Origin of the sequence: Poriferisphaera corsica, from assembly GCF_007747445.1 — a bacterium.
GTDB classification, from domain to species: domain Bacteria; phylum Planctomycetota; class Phycisphaerae; order Phycisphaerales; family Phycisphaeraceae; genus Poriferisphaera; species Poriferisphaera corsica.
Genome location: NZ_CP036425.1, coordinates 3,901,451 through 3,919,385, shown reverse-complemented (window position 1 = coordinate 3,919,385; position 17,935 = coordinate 3,901,451). Strand labels below are relative to the sequence as shown.

Sequence of the window (17,935 nt, the reverse complement as noted above, 5' to 3'; positions counted from 1 at the left end):
GCTGAGAAGGGGGGAGGGGGCTAGGCGAGGGGGACTGGCGTGAAGTTTATCTATATATAGATGTTTGAGAATTTGCTGGCATTTAGGTGGGGAGAGCATATATTGTAAGTGATAATTTACATTATATTCTGGAGGTTTAAATGGGTGAGCAAATGATGGATATGAAAGTGGGTAAGGGGTTGTGTTGGCTGAGTGTGTGTTGGTGTGTGACGAAGATGTTTTTGTGGGGAGGTTTACTGTTGGCGGTGGTGTGTAGTATTGCCTTCAGCAGTATGCAGATTATTGCACTTCTGATGTATGGATTCATCATATATGCTGCCCCGATTGTGTTGCTGGCATGTTTGATGGTGATGTTGGTTGTTTGCGTGCATCATGTGGCGGTGTCTAGAGATATGCTTCAGCACCTTGATAAGAGCGGGCAAAATTTTTTGTGGGGTATGATGATGTGCATTTGGGGTAGTACGTTTATATGTGCTTGTATGGCTGTCTTTGGATTTGATTTGGTGAATACTGTGGGTTTTGATTCTTTTTTGTTGCCTGTTGTGTGGTTTGTTTTTATGGGATATTTGGTGTTATGTTTGGCGGTTGTGATTGTGAATCATCATTGGGCGGGCCGCGGGTATCGAGGGTGTGTGAACAAGAATGAGCCGGGGCGATGCACATGTTGTGGTTACGATGTGCGGGAGACGATTGGGGCGGGGCGAAGCGAGTGCCCGTGGTGTGGTGTAGAGGTACGAGATGAGGCAGAGGCGGGGAGTAAAAGTGATGGGGCGATATGGCTAGATCCGTGAGAAGTCAGAAGGAAATTGTTCAGGAATGGGATGTCGGGCGTACTGGTGAGTCTATGGTTGACGTTGTAGAGGATTGTCTGGGGATGTTAGCTGATGAACTAAATTGGAGAAGACGGGTCTGGGTTTTCTGTAGATGGAAGGCTAAGGAAAGAAAAAATAAAGCGTGGGCAGGATGCGTGTAAAGTTGGTAACAGGGTGGGACGATGTAAAGGTAGGTAAATTAGGGAGGGCGTGCTAAGTATTTGGTTTGGGGTGGGAGAGCCATTTTCGGGCGATGTGATGAAAACGTCTTGGTGAAAGAAGACGAAAAGAAAGAGTGAGCAGACCATGAGCGCTAATGAAGCACCGACTGATCTGAGTGGAAAACAAGTATTTACGACGGGTGAAGCAGCGGAGATCTGTAAGGTTTCGCAGCAGACAATTATCCGTTGTTTTGATAGTGGTCGTTTGAATGGGTTTCGCGTGCCAGGTAGTCGATTTAGGCGGATACCTCGTGATGAGCTACTCAAGTTCATGCAGGAGAATGGGATTCCGGTTGAGGCGCTTGGTGAAAAAGGTAGTGGCCAGAAGCGTAAGCTGTTGGTGGTGGATGATGATGAACAGATTGTTGAATTGTTTGTCGATGTGCTGAGTCGTAATGAGCATTATGAAGTGAAGACGGCGAGCACGGGTTATGATGCGGGGATTATGACGGAGCAGTTTAAGCCTGACCTGATGATTTTGGATTACATGTTGCCAGATATTAATGGGAACAAAGTTTGCGAGACGGTGAGGAAGAATCCGGATCTTGTGAATATGAAGATCATTATTGTGTCGGGTGTTGTAAACCAGGATGAGGTTCATGAATTGTTGCAGTCGGGCGCGGATGAGTTCATTAAGAAGCCGTTTAATATTGAGAACTTGCAAGAGCGAATAGAAACGCTGCTTGCGGTTGCGGCTTGATGAATTGAATGAATGAGAATAGGGAGCTTAAAACGCGCGAAGTGTTTTAAGATTGAATCCTTCGCTAAGCATGGCGGAGGAGGATGATGAGGCCGCGGCTTGAGTCGCGGTTTTTCGTTGGTTTATGTTGGTGCGAGGTTTTGGTGAGTGTGATAAAAGGTAGCGATTGTGCGGATTGTGCTTGAGTTAGGGTTTGAGGGTGACGATTAAGTTTAGGTAAGGGGATTGCGCGCGAGAAGTGCGCATATCTATTGAGTGAATAGAATTTGTCAGAGGGTTCAGGAGATTTGAGGATGACAGCGCAAGAGGTGAGCAGGCCGAAGAGGATTGAGCTGATCTTGAGGCAGATAGATTCGTTGCCGACTTTGCCGGTGATTGCGACGCGGTTGCTGTCGTTGACGGCATCAGACGAGACGCATGCGCGTGAGGTGATTGAATTGGTGCAGGCTGACCCGGCGCTAACGGCGAAGGTTTTGTCGTTGTGCCGCGCTGCGGACAAGGGATTGCGCGAGGATATATTGACGGTTGATAAAGCGGTTGTTCTTTTGGGTTTCAATACGATACGCAATGCGGTGTTGTCGATTAAGGTGATGGAGTTTTTTCAGAAAGGTAAAGAGAAGAAGCAAGATGTTGGTGGTGGTAAGCATGTGGGGCAGGTTGCGGTGCATGATGAGAGTGATGCGTCGGCGGTGTTGTGTGGTGATGATACGGATGGTGTTGTGATTGCGAAAGTAGGGGGCGGGGTGGCTGTGGAGCAGGAGTCACGTGAAGAAGCGGGCTTTGATCATGCGGGGTTCTGGGTGCACAGTTTGGCGGTAGGTGTTGTCGCGGAATTGATTGCGAAGGCGGCGGGGAATGAGCGGAGTCTAAGCGCTGATGAGGCGTTTGTTTGTGGGTTGTTGCATGATGTGGGTAAGTTGGCGCTGGATTATGTTTTGCCGAAAAGTTATGCGCGCGTGGTGGAGTTGGTGGAGATGAATCATGGGAATATCGCGTCGTATGAACGGCGGATTGTGGGGATTGATCATCATACGGCGGGTAAGCGGATGGCTGAGCAGTGGGGGTTGCCTCACCGATTGCAGGATTGTATTTGGTTGCATGGTTCGCCATATGAGACGTTGCCGGAGTTGCCGCACCGTCGGATGGTGGGGCTGGTTAGTTTGGCAGATTTATTGACACGTCAACAGCACCTGGGTTATTCGGGGAACTATCATTTCAAGCAGCAAGTTGAAGTGTTGATGGAAAAGGTTGGGGTGAAGCGGCAGCATGTGGATTGGGCTTTGGATCAACTGCATGATCAGTTAGAGCGTCGGGGTAAGGCGCTTGGCGTACATGATCAGCCGTCGAAAGATTTGCTGTTACAGTCGATCCAGAAGGCGAATCAAGCTTTAGGCCGGGTGAATTATGCGCTTGAAAATAAGGGGCGAGTCGCACAGCAGCAGAGTCAGATTTTGGAGGCGGTGTCACGTTTCCATAGCCGGGCAATGCCGGGGCAAGGGGTTCAGGATGTAATTGACAGTGTTGTGATGAATGCGAAGGAATTATTGGGGGCGGGATTCTATTCAGTCGTTAGGCCATCTAAGGATTTAAATGATGGTGGGACGAGTTGGTTGGTGAGTCGATATCGGACGGATGGGCAAGTGGTGGATTCACAGTGCGTGGATGTGCCGTATGGTGCGCCGGATCTGAGGGAATTAGATCTGAGTGAGCCAGTGGGGATGAGCATGATGGGCGTGCTGCCTTGGGTGCAGGATTTTTTGATTGGATCGGAAGATTTGAGACGGGTGCGATTGATCCCGCTTCGTTGTGGATGGGGAACGGTCGGTGTGTTGCTGCATGATCGTAGTGTGCTACCAAAATGGGGGTTGATGGAGACGTTGGTCAGTGTTTGGGGTAGTGCGATTGCGGCGGCTGAGCAGCATGACGGCGCGCGAAGATTAGGTGAGGAGCTTGCTGAGTCTAATAGTGCATTAGCTGAGGCGCAAGATAAGTTGTTGCAGCAAGAATCGATGGCGAGATTGGGTGAGATGGCGGCAGGGGCTGCGCATGAGATGAATAACCCGCTTGCGGTGATTAGTGGTCGTAGTCAGTTGCTTTCGATGACGCTTGCGAGTGGTAGTAAGGAGCAGAAGGCGGCGCAGCGGATTTATATGGAGAGTCACCGGTTGAGTGATTTGATTACGGCGTTGCACTTGTTTGCGGATCCACCTGAGCCGGAGTTTGTGGAGGCGGATATGTCGCTTCTGTTGAATAGTACGGTGAAGAAGGTGCAGTCGCATTATGGGAAGTGGCAGAGTGAGACGCCGATTTTCTTGAAGATGAAGGATGGTGTGCCGCGTGTGCGTATGGATGTGGATCAGATTCAGACGGCGGTGAGTGAGCTGTTGCATAATGCGGTGCAATCGAAGCCGGGGGATGGGGTGGAGATTCGGGTTGGTGTGACCAATGATGGGCGATGGGTTGAGGTGAAGGTGAAGGATGATGGTGAAGGGATGGATGATCGGACGTTGGGACATGCGAAGGATCCGTTCTTTAGCGCGAAGGCGGCGGGGCGTCGGGTTGGGATGGGTTTAACGCGTGCGCAGCAGTTTATTGAGGGTCATAACGGTTGTTTGGAATTGGCAAGTGCGTTGGGTGAAGGAACTGTTGCAACGTTGAGGTTGCCGCTGGATTGTGCGGCATAGGTTGACGATGTGAAAAGCGGAGACTCTGCCGAGGAGGCCCATGTGTTTAGGGATACACGTGGATCGGTAGAGTGCATGGGATCGTTTAATGCGTTTTGCGAAATAACATCCTCGTTGACCAAGTGATCGTTGCGGCAAGAATGAGAATCAAATGGATTTTCAGCTTTAAAGACGGTTGCGATTATAGAAGATGTTCACGCAGGATGCGGTAGCAGGAGAAAGCTGTGAGTCATCAGGCTAAGACGGCGAAAAGCCGGAATAAGAGATTAGGTGAAGCGAAGAAGGCGGTAAGTCTGCTGGTCGTGGATCCTGGGGACGATGTGTTGAAGTCGGTGAGGGAGTATCAGGATCGCCGAGTTGAACTCAATGTGAAGCATGTGAAGACGTTGGCTGAGGCGCGCGGATGCGTGTTGGGCGAGCGTTTTGATATGGTGATGGTTGAGATGAGTTTGCCCGATGGATATGGGCTGGATTTTGTTGAAGAGTTGAGTCAGGGTAAGGGGGATGTTTATGCTTCGGTGGTGGGTGATGAGCCGAATGCTGATGAGGTGATTGTGGGGATGCGGATCGGCGTTTGTGATTTTGTGAAGAGGCCGGTGGATACTGGGGATGTCACGCGATGCTTGAATGGGATGGTGGCGAAGCACTTGAAGCATGATGATCATGTAGGGCGAGTGGATCGGTTGAAAAGGTTGTGTAAGAAATTGAATCAAGCAAGGCAGGATGTATCGCAGCAGGTCGATGTGTTGTGCAATGATTTGGTGATGGCGTATCAGGAATTAGCTTGTCAGATGCAGCAGGTTGTGCAGACGAGTGAGTACAGTGCGCTGATACGTGAAGAGCTTGATTTAGAGAATTTGTTACGGACGACATTAGAGCACATGATCGAGAAGGTTGGGCCGACGAATGCGGCGATCTTCTTGCCGAGTGCGATGGATGAATATAGTTTGGGTGGGTATGTGAATTATGATTGTGCTGCGGATAGTGCGGATATGTTGTTGCAGCACTTGGCGGATGTGGTGGCGCCGAAAGTTGCGGCACGTGAAGATCTGTTGCATGTGACAGATAATGAAACACTGAAGTATTGGATTGGTGACGATGCGGCTTATTTGGCGGATAGTCATGTTGTTGCGGTGGCGTGCCGTCATGGTGGTGAAACATTGGCGGTGATGGTGTTGTTTAGAGATTGTAATGAGCCGTTTGAAGATGGTGGTGTTGAAATGAGTGGGGCAGTGGGGCCGCTGTTGGCGGAAGCGCTATCACGCGTGATTCGTGTTCATCATCGGTTTACGCCTGAAGTTGAAGATTGGGGCGGTGAAGATGATGATCAAGAAGATTGGGGGATTGATTTTGGGTTTGGTGAGATTGAGGGTGAAGATGATTGATTGATAAAAATTAACGAAATGAACAGCCGGTTACGGAAGTGACCGGTTTTTTTTGTGGGTGGAAGGGGGGGCGGATTTGTGATGGGTTGTAGAACACCCCGCCACCAGCGGTGGCGGGCTTGAAAGGTCGTGGTGACGTGTGATTATATAAAAAGATAACCCCACGTTGTGCGTGAGGTTTGATTGGATTTCTGTATGTCGGATGGAAGTGGTTTGCACTTCCGGGGGGGGTTAGCCAACTTCGCGTTTTTGGAAGAGCGCGACAGCGATGGCGAGGATGGCTGCGGTGAAGAGGATGCCGTAGATGGCGGGCGTCATGAAGGCGATGAGCGTAAAAGGTTTGTCCTGAAGGAGTGCGTCGCCGGGCCAGAGCAATTGCATGTTGGGGGTGATGAGATAGATGCTTTTAGCGGCAGCGTAGATGAGTTTGGTGTAGAAGGGGGCGTCGGCAGCGAAGATGTGTGAGAAAGATTCAAAGAATCCGATGTGTGGTGAGATTTCGAGCCGCTGATTGGTGAGTTGGTTGAGTGAGTTGGAGATGAGGCCTAGGGCGAAGAAGCCGAAGGAGAGGAGGATGGTCATGACCTGGCCGAGGCGGGTTGATGCAGCCACGGCGATGGCGGTGATGATGAGGATGGCAAATGATATAAGGCCGGTGCCTGTTATGACTTGCATGAGCTGGGGGGCTTTGGGATCAAGGCTGAAAAGGTCGTGGTATGGGGTTTGGATGGCCCATTTTTTGCCAATGAAGAGGATGAGGAGAAAGGCGATAGTTTCGGTGATGGCGAGCGCCCATGTGACGGTTGAGGTAAAGACCCAGCGGAAGTTGTAGTTTGTGAAAGCGGCGAAGGCGATGGCGATGAAAGCGCCGCCAAGGCCGAAAACGACGACGGGCCAGTCGATGCGGTGGGATGCGGTCTGCATGACGCCGTGTCGGGCGGTGAGGAGGAAGACGAGTGAGAGAATGTAGTAGGCGAGGAGGATGGCGCCAGCAACGCCGAGGAATTTACCGACGACGAAGGTGGGGCGTGAGATGGGTTTTGAGACCACTGTGAGGACGGTTTTTTTCTCGATTTCAGAGGAGAGGACGCCGGTTGCTGTGAAAGCGGCAGCGAGTAGTGAGATGATGGCGACGGTGGAGAGCCCCATGTCGATCATCATTTTGGAGTCTTGATCCATGGTATATGCGGCGAGGTTGAGATTGAGCCAGAGGCCGAGGATACCGACCAGGATGAGGACAGCGAAGATGGGCTGCCTGATGGACTCGGTGAAAGTATTACGTGTAATAGTGAGAAGTTGGCCAAACATATTGGTTCGCTCGACTTATGTTCAGAAATCGTGATAATGTCGGATCCTTAGAACAGATCGTATGTGGGGATGAGGCAAGTACGGCTATTAAGGGAGTTGCGATTTGTAACTCGTTATAAAAAACCGACTTAGAAGATTGATTTGAGAGAGACGGACCTGTTACTAATGTGTCTAACGTGCATAAACTCAGCACGATAAGGCGTTAAGTTGTACCATGATACGAATTTCCGTGCGAGTGAGTTTGAAAGAGTGTGTTTTTTTTGAAAAATCTGTGATCCTAAGCGGCTTGTCATGAGTATATAAGAGGTAACCGTGGTTTAGAGGGCGGGGAATGCGGTTAAGACAGGCAGGAAGTGTCATCTGAGGCTGAAGGAATCATGTCGAAGCCGACACACAAACGAGACAGATAACGATTAGCTTATTCAGCGTAACCGTTTACGTAATGAGGATTTGAATACGGATGAGCAACGACCAGCAGACTTACAAGCGTGCTGCGAATGCGGCCATGTTTGGAATGATCGCTCAGATCTTCCTAGCGATGGTTGTGGTGATCATTGGCCTGATTTACGGATCAGCTGCGATTGACGCGACGATCTGGTACTTCCTAGGCGGTGTGCCGGTATGGTTCATCTTGTGGGCGTTATTTAACGCACATAAGCAAGAGCGCGTTGAAGCATTAGAAGCTGAGCAATTGGCTGAGGTGGATGCGGAAGCTGCGGCCCTCTTTAATGAGGCGGGGCAGCAGTTGCATGTCGCTCGTAAGCGTTTGGACAATCTGTATAAGTACTGGCTGAATGGTGTTAGCCTTGCATTGTCATTGTACCTGCTCACGTTGGGCGGGTTCTTGTTGTATAAAGCCAACGGGATGGTTGAGCGGATTGATGGGGAGGCAGCTAATTGGAAAGATCTGGTTGCGGCCTCGATTAGTCCGAATGCAAATCCATTGGTGCTTCTGTTCCTTTTGGGTGCGATCGCATTCTTAGGGTTCCTGACGGCGCGCTATGTGGCGGGTATGACGAAGGTTAAGGAGTGGCAGCCGCTACGAGGTGGTGCGTCATACATGATCGGCAATGTGGCGGTTGTGTTGTTGATGTTGTTTGCGGGTACGATCCCGGTGCTGGTGAATCCAGAGCATAAGATGGGCTTTGTTGCATTATCGCTGATAGTTCCGGCGATTATGGTGCTACTAGGTCTTGAGATTGTGCTTTCGTATGTGTTTGGAATGTATCGTCCTCGCCGAACGAATGAGGTTGTGAGGCCGGCGTTTGATTCACGCGTTTTGGGTTGGCTGACACGTCCTGAATCGATCAGCAAGATTATTGGTGAAACGCTGAATTATCAGTTTGGTTTTGAGATTTCACGCAGCTGGTTTATGGAGCTGTTGAACAAATCGATGCCTAAGCTGGTTGTGATCGGTTTGATATTGCTGGTGTTGTTGTCGAGCTTGACGATTGTTGAGCCGCAGCAGCAGGCAGTGATCATGTCGTATGGGAAGATTGATCGTATTGAAGGGCCGGGCTTCCATTTTAAGATGCCTTGGCCGATTGGTACGAGTGAGAAATATGACGTTGATCGTATCCAACGGATAGTGGTGGGGTCATCAGATACAGAGCGTAAGCAAGCGAGCCGCCGCGATCCGATCAAGGTGATGCTCGAAGATATTAACCGAGAGATGGCGAATCGATTGGCTATTTATCGATTTGATCATACGCCAGAGGTGCTTTGGACGAATGCACATGCTCGAGGTGCTGAGGATTATATGGTCATCGCACCGAAGACCAATGAAGATAAAAATGAAGATCCAGGTTTCCATGAAGCTCACGGGTCTTCAGTGGCGGGTGAATTGGTTGGGATCGAGATGGTGGTGGATTACCGGATTAAGAATCTGGAACAGTTTGTTTCGACGGTTGAACGTCCCGACAAGATGCTGAAGGCGTTGGCTGTGGAGCGATTGAGCGATTATATCGCAGGTAAAGATATTGACATGCTTGTGGGTGAGGGGCGTGCATTTGGGGCGAATGAACTGAAAGGGCTAATTCAAGATGATGTTGATGACGTCATTGTGGATGGGCATGTTGGGTTAGGTATTGAGGTGGTGTTTGTTGGTTTTGCTTCGATACATCCGCCGCAGGACGGTGATGTGGCTAAGGCATTCCATGAACAGAATGGTGCACATCAAGATAAGCAAATCGTGATTCAGAACGCTCAGAAAGATGCGATTCAAACGCTATCTGAGGTGGCTGGTACCCAGGGTAAAGCGCTTGCGATCAGTGCTGCGATTGATCAATTAGAAACGATCAAGTTGAGTCGTGGTGATGAAGGCCTTGCGGAAAAGCAGGCTGAAATTGAAGCGCTGATGGATCGGGCTGGTGGACGTGCAGCACAGATGCTTCAAGAAGCACGTGCGTATCGTTGGGACAGAGCTCTGGAAGAACAGGCTGCTTCACGTAGCTTTGATGCACAATTGGCGGCATTTAAAAATGCCCCTGAGTATTACGCTCAGCGGATGCTTTTGAATGCGATGACCGATGGGCTGAAAGAACGCAAAAAGATTGTGGTAAGTAGTGACTTGATGAGGGATGTAATCATCCGAATGGATTTGAAGGATTCAGGTTCATTTATGAAGTCGCTGTTTAGCACAGAATAATAGTTGGGTAGGTGGGGTGAATTGTTTTTTTGAATGAAAAAGCAGGCTTAATGGTCTGTGTATAAGAAGGAATTCGTTTTAGGAACGAGTAAATCCATGAAGAATCCGCTGACAGTTATTGTTGCCATTCTTGTAGCCTTGATTCTTTTGACGTACATGGTGTGCTTCACCGTTCGGTACGATCAGGTTGCTGTTGTGACAACGTTCAATCAGGCTAAAGAGCCGCTGCGTGATGTTGAAACAGGTGAGATCGCTCGAGATGCAGCTGGGAATATCGTAGATCCAGGCTCAGTGATTTATGAGCCGGGTTTTAATCTCCGCTGGCCTTGGCCGATCTCGAATGTGCAGACATATTCAAAGAAGATCCAGCTGATTGAAGACGTTAAACAGGAAGTTAAGACAAGCGATGGACATGCTGTGATTGTTCAGATGTATCTTGCTTGGGAAATTGACGATCCGTACGCGTTCTTCCGTTCCATGAATAACATCAGCAAAGCAACGGATCAGTTGAAAGCATTGATGTCTTCCTTCCAAGGCATTATCTCTAACTATCGTTTTGATCAGTTGGTGAATTTGGATGAAGGCAATATTCAATTGCGTAAGATTGAAGAGAAGTGTGCGGATGATCTTCGAGCACAATTAGCTGGTATCAAACCTTCGTATGGTATTAAGGTTGATAAGGTTGGGATTCGCCGATTGGTGTTGCCAGAAGATATTACGGCAAAGGTCTTTGAGCGTATGCGTACAACACGCGAGCGTTTGGCTCAGACCGCACGAGCAGAGGGTACTGCAACGGCTGAAACAATAAAGAAAGAAGCTGAATCAATTCAGCAGCAGATCTTGGCGTTTGCAAAACGCCGCGCTTCCTCGATTCGCGATGAGGGTGATCGTGAGGCAGCGAGCTACTACAACGAATTTGCGAAAGATACGGAGTTTGCGAAGTTCCTGAGAAGGATGCAGGCTTTGAAAGAAATGCTTCCTAATAATACGCAGTTTATTTTGTCGGCAGATGATGTTGGTTTGAACGAATTGAAAGACCAGCCGATCTTGCCGCAGAAGCCAATCGCATCGAACGAGTAATGGTTTTCATAGCGAGATTGCATGTGACTTGTTAGAGTCAAAACTAAATTGAAACTCATGGCAGCTAAGTATTGCAGATTATGAGCGAAGAAAACACAAACAAACAGATGAATGATGAGCAACTGTCCGAAGAAGAAGTGATCGCAGTTGTGGAAGATAAGGAATGCTCCAGTGATTGTGGTTGCGGCCATGATCACGGGCATCATCACCATCATCATGATGAAGTTGAAAGAGAAATCGATCCAGCTGAAAAATCACTTTCGGATGCGCTTTCTGTATCGTTTGGGATTTTAAAGTTTGTGATGGTTGTGCTTGTGGTGCTGTATATGTGCTCAGGTTTGTTCCGAGTAGATCCGCAGGACAAAGCCGTACGGTTGATTTTTGGGAAGATTGTTGGTGAGCCAGGCAAGCAGGTCTTGGAGCAAGGGTGGTATTTGAATGCACCTTTCCCATTTGGCCAATATGTTTCTGTGCCGACGGATCCTCAAGTCGTATCGATGAATTCAGATTTTTGGTATGCATTCAAAGCAGGTGACGAGAGTAAGAAGCCAGCAGATTTGGCACGCCCACTCAAGCCGGAGTTCGATGGTTCGTTGATTACAGGCGATGCGAATCTGGTACATGGCCGATTTGAAGTTACGTATAAAGTGCGTGACTTTGTGAAGTTTATTGAATCTATTGGTATTGTCGAAACGAGTGCTTTGGGTGATTCGAAGATGGCGCGTGCAACGGAGATTATGAAGCAGGCGGTATCAACAGGGATTGTTCATGCAGTTGCGGAAACTCAGGCAGATGAGTACATCGTTGGTCGTACAAATGATGATGCGGCAGAAATGTATGCTCAGCGGATTCTAGATGATTTGAATTCCGGACTTGAGATTGTCAATATAAGCAATATCAAACCGCAGATGCCGAATAGCGTTTACAACGCTTGGGAAGCAGTTTCCAATGCAGAGAATGAACGCGGCAAGCAGATTGAACAGGCACGTCAGGAACGTGCAAGAATTTTAGGTGAAACTGCTGGCGAAGCTCATAGTGCGCTGTATGAACTTGTTCTTGGGTATCAATTAGCACTGTCAGCAAACAAGCAGGCGGAGGTTGATGCTTTCGAAACCAAGATTGATCTGGCGCTTCGCACTCTTGAGGTTCGTAATGCGAATGGCGTGTTGCTGAGTATCGGTGGTGAAGTAGCGGCGAATATCAAGCAAGCAGAGTCTTACAAGACTCGCGTGGTTGAAGAGATTAAAAGTGAGGCAAATAACTTCGAGACGCTTTACGAAAAGTATCTTGAAAATCCAGTCATTTTCGCAAACCGTTTGCGTCAGGAAACCCGTGAAGCAATCTTCACGAGCCCTGATATTGAAACGATGTATGCGATCCCGGGACAGTTGTATCTCGAAACAAATCGTGACCCTGAGGTGACACGACGTCGTGAAGAGGCACAATTGAAACGGCAGCAGATGCGTGTATCAGAAGAGAGATGATAAACGTAAGGCTGCGGGAGCCGTTCGCTGTTTTGAATAATTACAAGCAGATAACGGTGTAGGATTGGGATGATTTGTGGTGAGATAATTGGGCATTATGCCTGTAACAAGTTTGATAGCTAAGCTCGTGAGAAGCGTATGACGCAGACAATGACACAAACGGCCGCGGCGGAATCGATGACCTCAGATTCAGTTGTGAAATGCGTAAAATTGTCCAAGATTTTCAAGGACTTTTGGTTACGTAATCGCGTGAAGGCGGTTGATTCAATCGACTTCGATATTAAACGCGGTGAGGTTTTTGGTTTGCTTGGCCCGAACGGCTCAGGTAAGTCAACGACGATCAAGATGATTCTTGGTCTTTTGCATTCGACGGCTGGTCATATTGCGGTTTTCGGACAGATGCCGCGTGACGTGAATACAAAAAAGATGATCGGATATCTTCCTGAAGAATCGTATCTGTATCGCTTTTTGAATGCACGTGAAACGCTTGATTACTACGGAAAGCTGTTTCATCAAAACAGGCGTCAACGTAAACAACGTATCGATATGTTGCTTGAGATGGTTGGTTTGGATCGTGTCGCACATAGGCCGATTGGCGAGTATTCCAAGGGGATGCAGCGTCGTATTGGTTTGGCGCAAGCGCTGATTAACGATCCTCAACTCTTGATTTTGGATGAGCCCACAACGGGTATGGACCCGATTGGCGCGAAGCAGATCAAGGATTTGATTTTGCAGCTGTCTGACAAGGGCAAAACCATTTTGCTCTGTTCACACCAGCTATCTGATGTCCAAGATGTATGTGATCGCGTTGCGGTGATGTATGGGGGCAAGATTAGACAGATCGGTACAGTCGAAGAGTTGCTTGTGAAAGAAGAAACGACAACTCTGAAGGTCGATCATCTTGATCCATCGATTATTGAAGAAATTGAGCAAGTGCTTGCGAAGCACAATAAGTGTATTGATGCGGTCGAGCATCCAACGCAGCGGCTTGAAGATCTGTTCCTTGATATTGTTCACAAAGCTCAAAAAGAAGGCCTCGCAACACACGGTGCATCATCGGGTGGTGAGATCGCTTCGTTCCTCACATCAGAAGCGGTTGCTGGGGAAGCGAGTAGTGAGTCTATCCTTGAAGAACTCGTAAGTAACAGTCAGCCAGAGCCTGTCGTTGAAAAAGAAGTACCTGTCGAGCAGCCCGCGAATACTGAGAGCGATGAGGCTATTGCATCCTTGATGGATCAGCCTAAGGTTGAACAGGCCGAAGCGAAGAAGCCTGACGTATCTGATGCAGAGAAGAAGCGCAAGAAATCTGCAGGCGATCAGTCTGTGATTGATGACCTTCTTTAATCGTTGCGGTTATAAAATGGAATTTCGTGCTTAGAAGCACTGATTATAGATAACAGCGAGTAATCAAATTGGCTGATACGATCACAAACAAGAATAATAGCCAGGACTCAAATTGGGTGTCATGGTTGATCGTTTATATTGTATCGATTGCGATGACGGTTGGCGTTACGATGCTTTTCGTTGCGCAACAGATTCAAGCAGGGGCGGTGCTAGTGTCCGTGCTTGGAGGATTATTTGTCGCATATTGGCAAGTACGTGGTCTATATATGTGGCGACATGTGGGTTGGGTCAAGCGTGTAACCGTGATTGCGTTGGCGACTTTAGGAGCAGGTAGTGCGGGTATTTTCTACGTACTAGATTTGCCAAGCATGGTCTCGATTATTCTTGGCATTTATGCCATGGGTGTTTCGATGTATCTGGGCATTCAGATTGTAAAGGGTCTGTTGTCTGGTGGACATCCAATTATCGGTGTTGCGCGAACATTGGTTGATGAAGCCATCCGTATGCGGGTGCCATTAGTGTTCATCATTGTGCTGGTTTTGCTTGTGCCGATTCTTCCTTTTGTAATCGATCCAAAAGATTTTCTTAAATATCGGATTCAAACATTCCTTACCGCATCAATGTATGTGACTTCAGTTTCATTATCGTTAATGACATTGTTCTTAGCGGTTCAGACGATCACTAGTGAATTGCAGTATAAGCAGATTTATCTAACACTGACCAAGCCTATTGGCCGTGTTCAGTACCTGCTTGGCAAGTGGCTTGGGATTGTGATGCTGAATGCAGTGCTTGTTATTGTGTGTGGTGTTGCAACTTATTCATTTACAACATTTCTTGCGAAGCAACAGGCATTAGATCCCTTGGATCGAGCAGCTGTTGATGAACAAATTCTTGTTGCGCGTCAGATCATGACACCTAAGCCGTTAGATGATAATGAGCTTCAAGTTGAGTATGAAAATCGCTTGACGAAATTGCGAGAGCAAGATCCAGATGTTTATGGTGCGCCTGGGTCACCCATCATGAATGTCACGGACGAAGTGCGTAGTAGAATTCGCAAAGAGATTGTTGAACAATGGTTCTCATTAAAAGCTCGCCAAGAACGCACATATGTTTTTACGGGCTTAATGACGGCTAAAGAATATGGTAAAAAATACGGTCAACCACTCCAATTACGTTTGAATCCAGATGCTCTTGGATCGACTGATGATCGGATGGTGACATTGCTGGTTAAGGTTGGCGGCTTGCGTTATGTTTTCCCAAATATTGCATCGAATCAATCAAATGGTGTGCGATTAGCGGAAGATTTTTTCCATGTCCTAGAAGTTGATTCCTCAATGATCGATGATCTTGGACAATTGGTTGTTACAATTCGTAACCCAGTTTTGCGTAGCGGCGAACAGCCGACAATTAGTTTTAAAAAGGGGAATGGGCTCGAAGTTTATTACCGAGTAGGTTCGTTCGAAGTTAATCTGTTCAAGTCCATGGCCATGATTTGGCTGAAGCTTGTATTCCTTGCGATGCTTGGGCTAACGATGGGCTCCTTCTTGGGCTTTCCAACAGCTTGCTTGGCTGCACTTCTTATATACTTCGCAGCTTCAGGTAGCGAATTTTTATTCGAATCATTAGATAGCTACGCAAAGTATCCCAGAGGGGATCTGAGTTGGGGGGCATGGGTTTTCAGCTTAAAAGATATTCTTGCGAGCAAATTCTCTTCTGATAAGCCGATGGATGGTGTGCGTGTTTTAATTCGAATGATCGGCGAGGTATTCATGACGTTTGTTCCACGTTTTGGTTATTACAGCCCTACAGAACAGTTGACGGATGGTCGAGTCGTCACGACTCGAGAGCTAGCCAGTGCATTCATGTGGCTTGGTATGATCTGGACGTTTGTGATCGGTGTAATCGCATACCTCATATTCAGATCACGCGAGTTAGCTCGTGTCACTGTGTAGATAATTACTATTGAGATAATTCTCGATCAGGGTTTAGCGATCAAGATCGGGTTTCAAACGCTGGCATTGAATTATGTTTGATACGTGATTTTGCCAAGAGAAGAGTGGCTTGAATATTGCTGCTGCAGGATATAAACATGGATAGAGATCGGTTTGTTCAAATCATAGCTGTACTTTTTGCAGTCAGCGCTCTAGTAGGCGCGACGATGCTTGTTCCAACGATTAACAAGCAACGCCGTGATTTAGAGTTAAGCTTCGACTTGCAGCAGGGGGATAACCTGCCGCCAAAGTACGCATTGGCATCAGCTTTGCTCGGATCATTTCGCGGCTTAGCTGTGGATGCATTGTGGTACCGTATTGAACGACTCAAGCAGCAAGGCAAATTTAATGAAGCGAATACATTGGCGCAATGGATAACAACACTGCAGCCTCGCTTTCCTCAAGTTTGGGCCTTCCAAGCTTGGAACCTGGCATATAATGTTTCTGTAAAAACTAATACACCGACTGAGCGATACGACTGGGTTTCAAAGGGGATCCGGCTGCTTCGTGATGAGGGGATACCGAAAAACCGTCAATCAATCCGTCTATACCGGGAGCTTGCATGGATCTTCTTCCACAAGATGGGTAAGACTGCTGATGATATGCATTGGTTTTACAAGCGTAAACTTGCTGAGGAATGGCAAGAGTTTCTTGGAGCACCAACTGATGGCGCGACAACGCAACAGGTACTTGATCAGTTTGCGCCAATTGCAAAAGCAATTGATCGTTATTTTGTCTTGCCGCGTTTAACACGTGAGGCACGAAATGAACTTGATCATCTTATAGAATCAGTCCCAGAGTTTAAGGATGGCTTAACAAAGGTTCGTGATTTAACATCTGTACGAGTTGCAGATCAATTGGACGATTATCGTAATGTATATGGACGATCAAGACCCGATTTGATTGAAAAACTAAGTTTGCTTGAGCAATTGATCGATGAACAAAGCAAGCGAAATAATTTAAATAAATTGGATGTGCTATACGGCGATACACCGGAAGCTCAAAGTGTAGTGAATAGCCTCGCTGAGAATGGGATGGCTCTGAACGAAGAGACGCTTCGACGTTTTGGACAAATGATTGTCGCACTTCGTTACAACGAACCAACACGTCTTGTTGAAATGCTCGTAGATAAGAATGAAACGCAACTCGCCATGGTTGTTCAGTTGTTGACTGACGAGAGCCCCAGTACTCAGATGGGCGTGAACGCTATCCTTGCATATATGCGGGCGAAAGTGCTTTGGGAAAATTACCATATGGATCCGGGGGTTATGTATGAGTTAATGGAGATGTATGGCCCATTGGATTGGCGGCATCCAGCATCTCATGGTGTGTATTGGGCTTTCCTTGGTGTTCGTGTTTCAGGTGAGCTGCAAGATACGACTCGTATTGATTTGCTGAACACTGACCGTAATGTGATTCATGGGTTGCAGGAATTAATGTATCTTGGCAAGGTTTCATATGATCCAGGATTAACTCGTATCGATCTCTTACCAGATCCACGTTTTATTCCTAAATATGAACTAGCCATGGTGAATTCGCTCAAACGAATTCGCGGCGCTGACTTCACCCTTAAAAAGGGTACGATTAACGAGTTTGAAAATGGGCATGAGAATTTCTTGATTAAAGCGATCGTCTACTCGTACTTGTATGGCGCTGAAAAACAGGCTGCTGAGTACTATGCGAAATCTAGAAATCTGTACGGAGACAAAGGACACAACGTCCGTATGGGACGTTATAACATGCCGCTTGAAGACTTTGTCATGTCTGAGTTGAAGCAAGACATGGATATGCAAACTCAGGTCGTTCAGTTCATAGATGCGATGATCGGTAAAGCATTGATGGAAGGCCTTGCGAATGGCCGTTTAGATGTGTTTTCCAAATTCATGAAGATGTCTCGTGTCGCGTTCAACGAATATACGAAGGATAAATTGGTTGACCCGAAAGCGGAGCAAGCTCGTCAGAAACTCGGAACTTTTGATCAAGTCTTTGGTAATACATACGCCAAATATATGAAGGCGCCTTCAATCGAATTGAGATTGAAAGCAAAAGTGTATGCCAATACACCAACAGTTTGGCGTGAGATTTCTTATCCGAACTTTAGAAAAGCTCTTTCGCAGCAGTGTGAGGCTCGCGGTTTAGATTTTGCCGCAATTTTCCCGGCTCCACCTTCGATCGCGGAAAAAGAAGTTGTTGCACCTAAAGATAAGGGCGGCAAAATTAAATCACAGAAAACAATTCAGCGTAAATAATATTTGACGAAGATCTGGGTTAGACCCAAC

General features: G+C 47.5%; 11 protein-coding genes. 10 read left to right on the top strand and 1 reads right to left on the bottom strand.

The features are described from left to right. Window positions 1–140: 140 nt before the first annotated feature. The 4 genes from KS4_RS15930 to KS4_RS15915 all read left to right on the top strand — a co-directional run bounded on the left by KS4_RS15930 (window position 141) and on the right by KS4_RS15915 (window position 5,802). Complete coding sequence (locus KS4_RS15930; protein ID WP_145080457.1) at window positions 141–791, top strand: hypothetical protein; 651 nt, start codon at window positions 141–143, stop codon at window positions 789–791. Between the two features lie 327 nt (window positions 792–1,118). Next, window positions 1,119–1,733: a response regulator gene (locus KS4_RS15925; RefSeq protein ID WP_145080454.1), complete on the top strand. Its 615-nt coding sequence runs from the start codon at window positions 1,119–1,121 to the stop codon at window positions 1,731–1,733. A gap of 293 nt (window positions 1,734–2,026) precedes the next feature. Further along, window positions 2,027–4,417, top strand: coding sequence for an HDOD domain-containing protein (locus KS4_RS15920; RefSeq protein WP_145080451.1), 2,391 nt, complete (start codon window positions 2,027–2,029; stop codon window positions 4,415–4,417). 224 nt (window positions 4,418–4,641) lie between these two features. Beyond that, window positions 4,642–5,802 (top strand): response regulator, encoded by a 1,161-nt coding sequence (locus KS4_RS15915; protein ID WP_145080448.1) that lies wholly within the window; start codon window positions 4,642–4,644, stop codon window positions 5,800–5,802. A gap of 231 nt (window positions 5,803–6,033) precedes the next feature. On the opposite strand, the gene KS4_RS15910 is transcribed toward KS4_RS15915, so the two are convergent. Then, the gene (locus tag KS4_RS15910; RefSeq protein ID WP_145080445.1) at window positions 6,034–7,110 is read right to left on the bottom strand and encodes an ABC transporter permease; all 1,077 of its coding nucleotides are present in this window, start codon (window positions 7,108–7,110) and stop codon (window positions 6,034–6,036) included. 460 nt (window positions 7,111–7,570) lie between these two features. On the opposite strand from KS4_RS15910, the gene KS4_RS15905 reads away from it, so the two are divergent. From KS4_RS15905 to KS4_RS15880, 6 genes are all read left to right on the top strand, one after another. Continuing rightward, window positions 7,571–9,757 (top strand): SPFH domain-containing protein, encoded by a 2,187-nt coding sequence (locus KS4_RS15905; protein WP_145080442.1) that lies wholly within the window; start codon window positions 7,571–7,573, stop codon window positions 9,755–9,757. 96 nt (window positions 9,758–9,853) lie between these two features. Beyond that, window positions 9,854–10,837, top strand: a complete 984-nt coding sequence (gene hflC / locus KS4_RS15900; RefSeq protein ID WP_145080439.1) for a protease modulator HflC — start codon at window positions 9,854–9,856, stop codon at window positions 10,835–10,837. A gap of 80 nt (window positions 10,838–10,917) precedes the next feature. Then, on the top strand, window positions 10,918–12,321 hold the full coding sequence (locus KS4_RS15895; RefSeq protein WP_145080436.1) for an SPFH domain-containing protein: 1,404 nt from the start codon (window positions 10,918–10,920) through the stop codon (window positions 12,319–12,321). A 138-nt stretch (window positions 12,322–12,459) separates the two neighbouring features. Continuing rightward, window positions 12,460–13,665, top strand: coding sequence for an ABC transporter ATP-binding protein (locus KS4_RS15890; protein WP_200761358.1), 1,206 nt, complete (start codon window positions 12,460–12,462; stop codon window positions 13,663–13,665). Between the two features lie 68 nt (window positions 13,666–13,733). Next, window positions 13,734–15,617, top strand: coding sequence for an ABC transporter permease (locus tag KS4_RS15885; protein WP_145080433.1), 1,884 nt, complete (start codon window positions 13,734–13,736; stop codon window positions 15,615–15,617). A gap of 137 nt (window positions 15,618–15,754) precedes the next feature. After that, window positions 15,755–17,905 (top strand): hypothetical protein, encoded by a 2,151-nt coding sequence (locus KS4_RS15880; RefSeq protein ID WP_145080430.1) that lies wholly within the window; start codon window positions 15,755–15,757, stop codon window positions 17,903–17,905. Window positions 17,906–17,935: the final 30 nt, after the last annotated feature.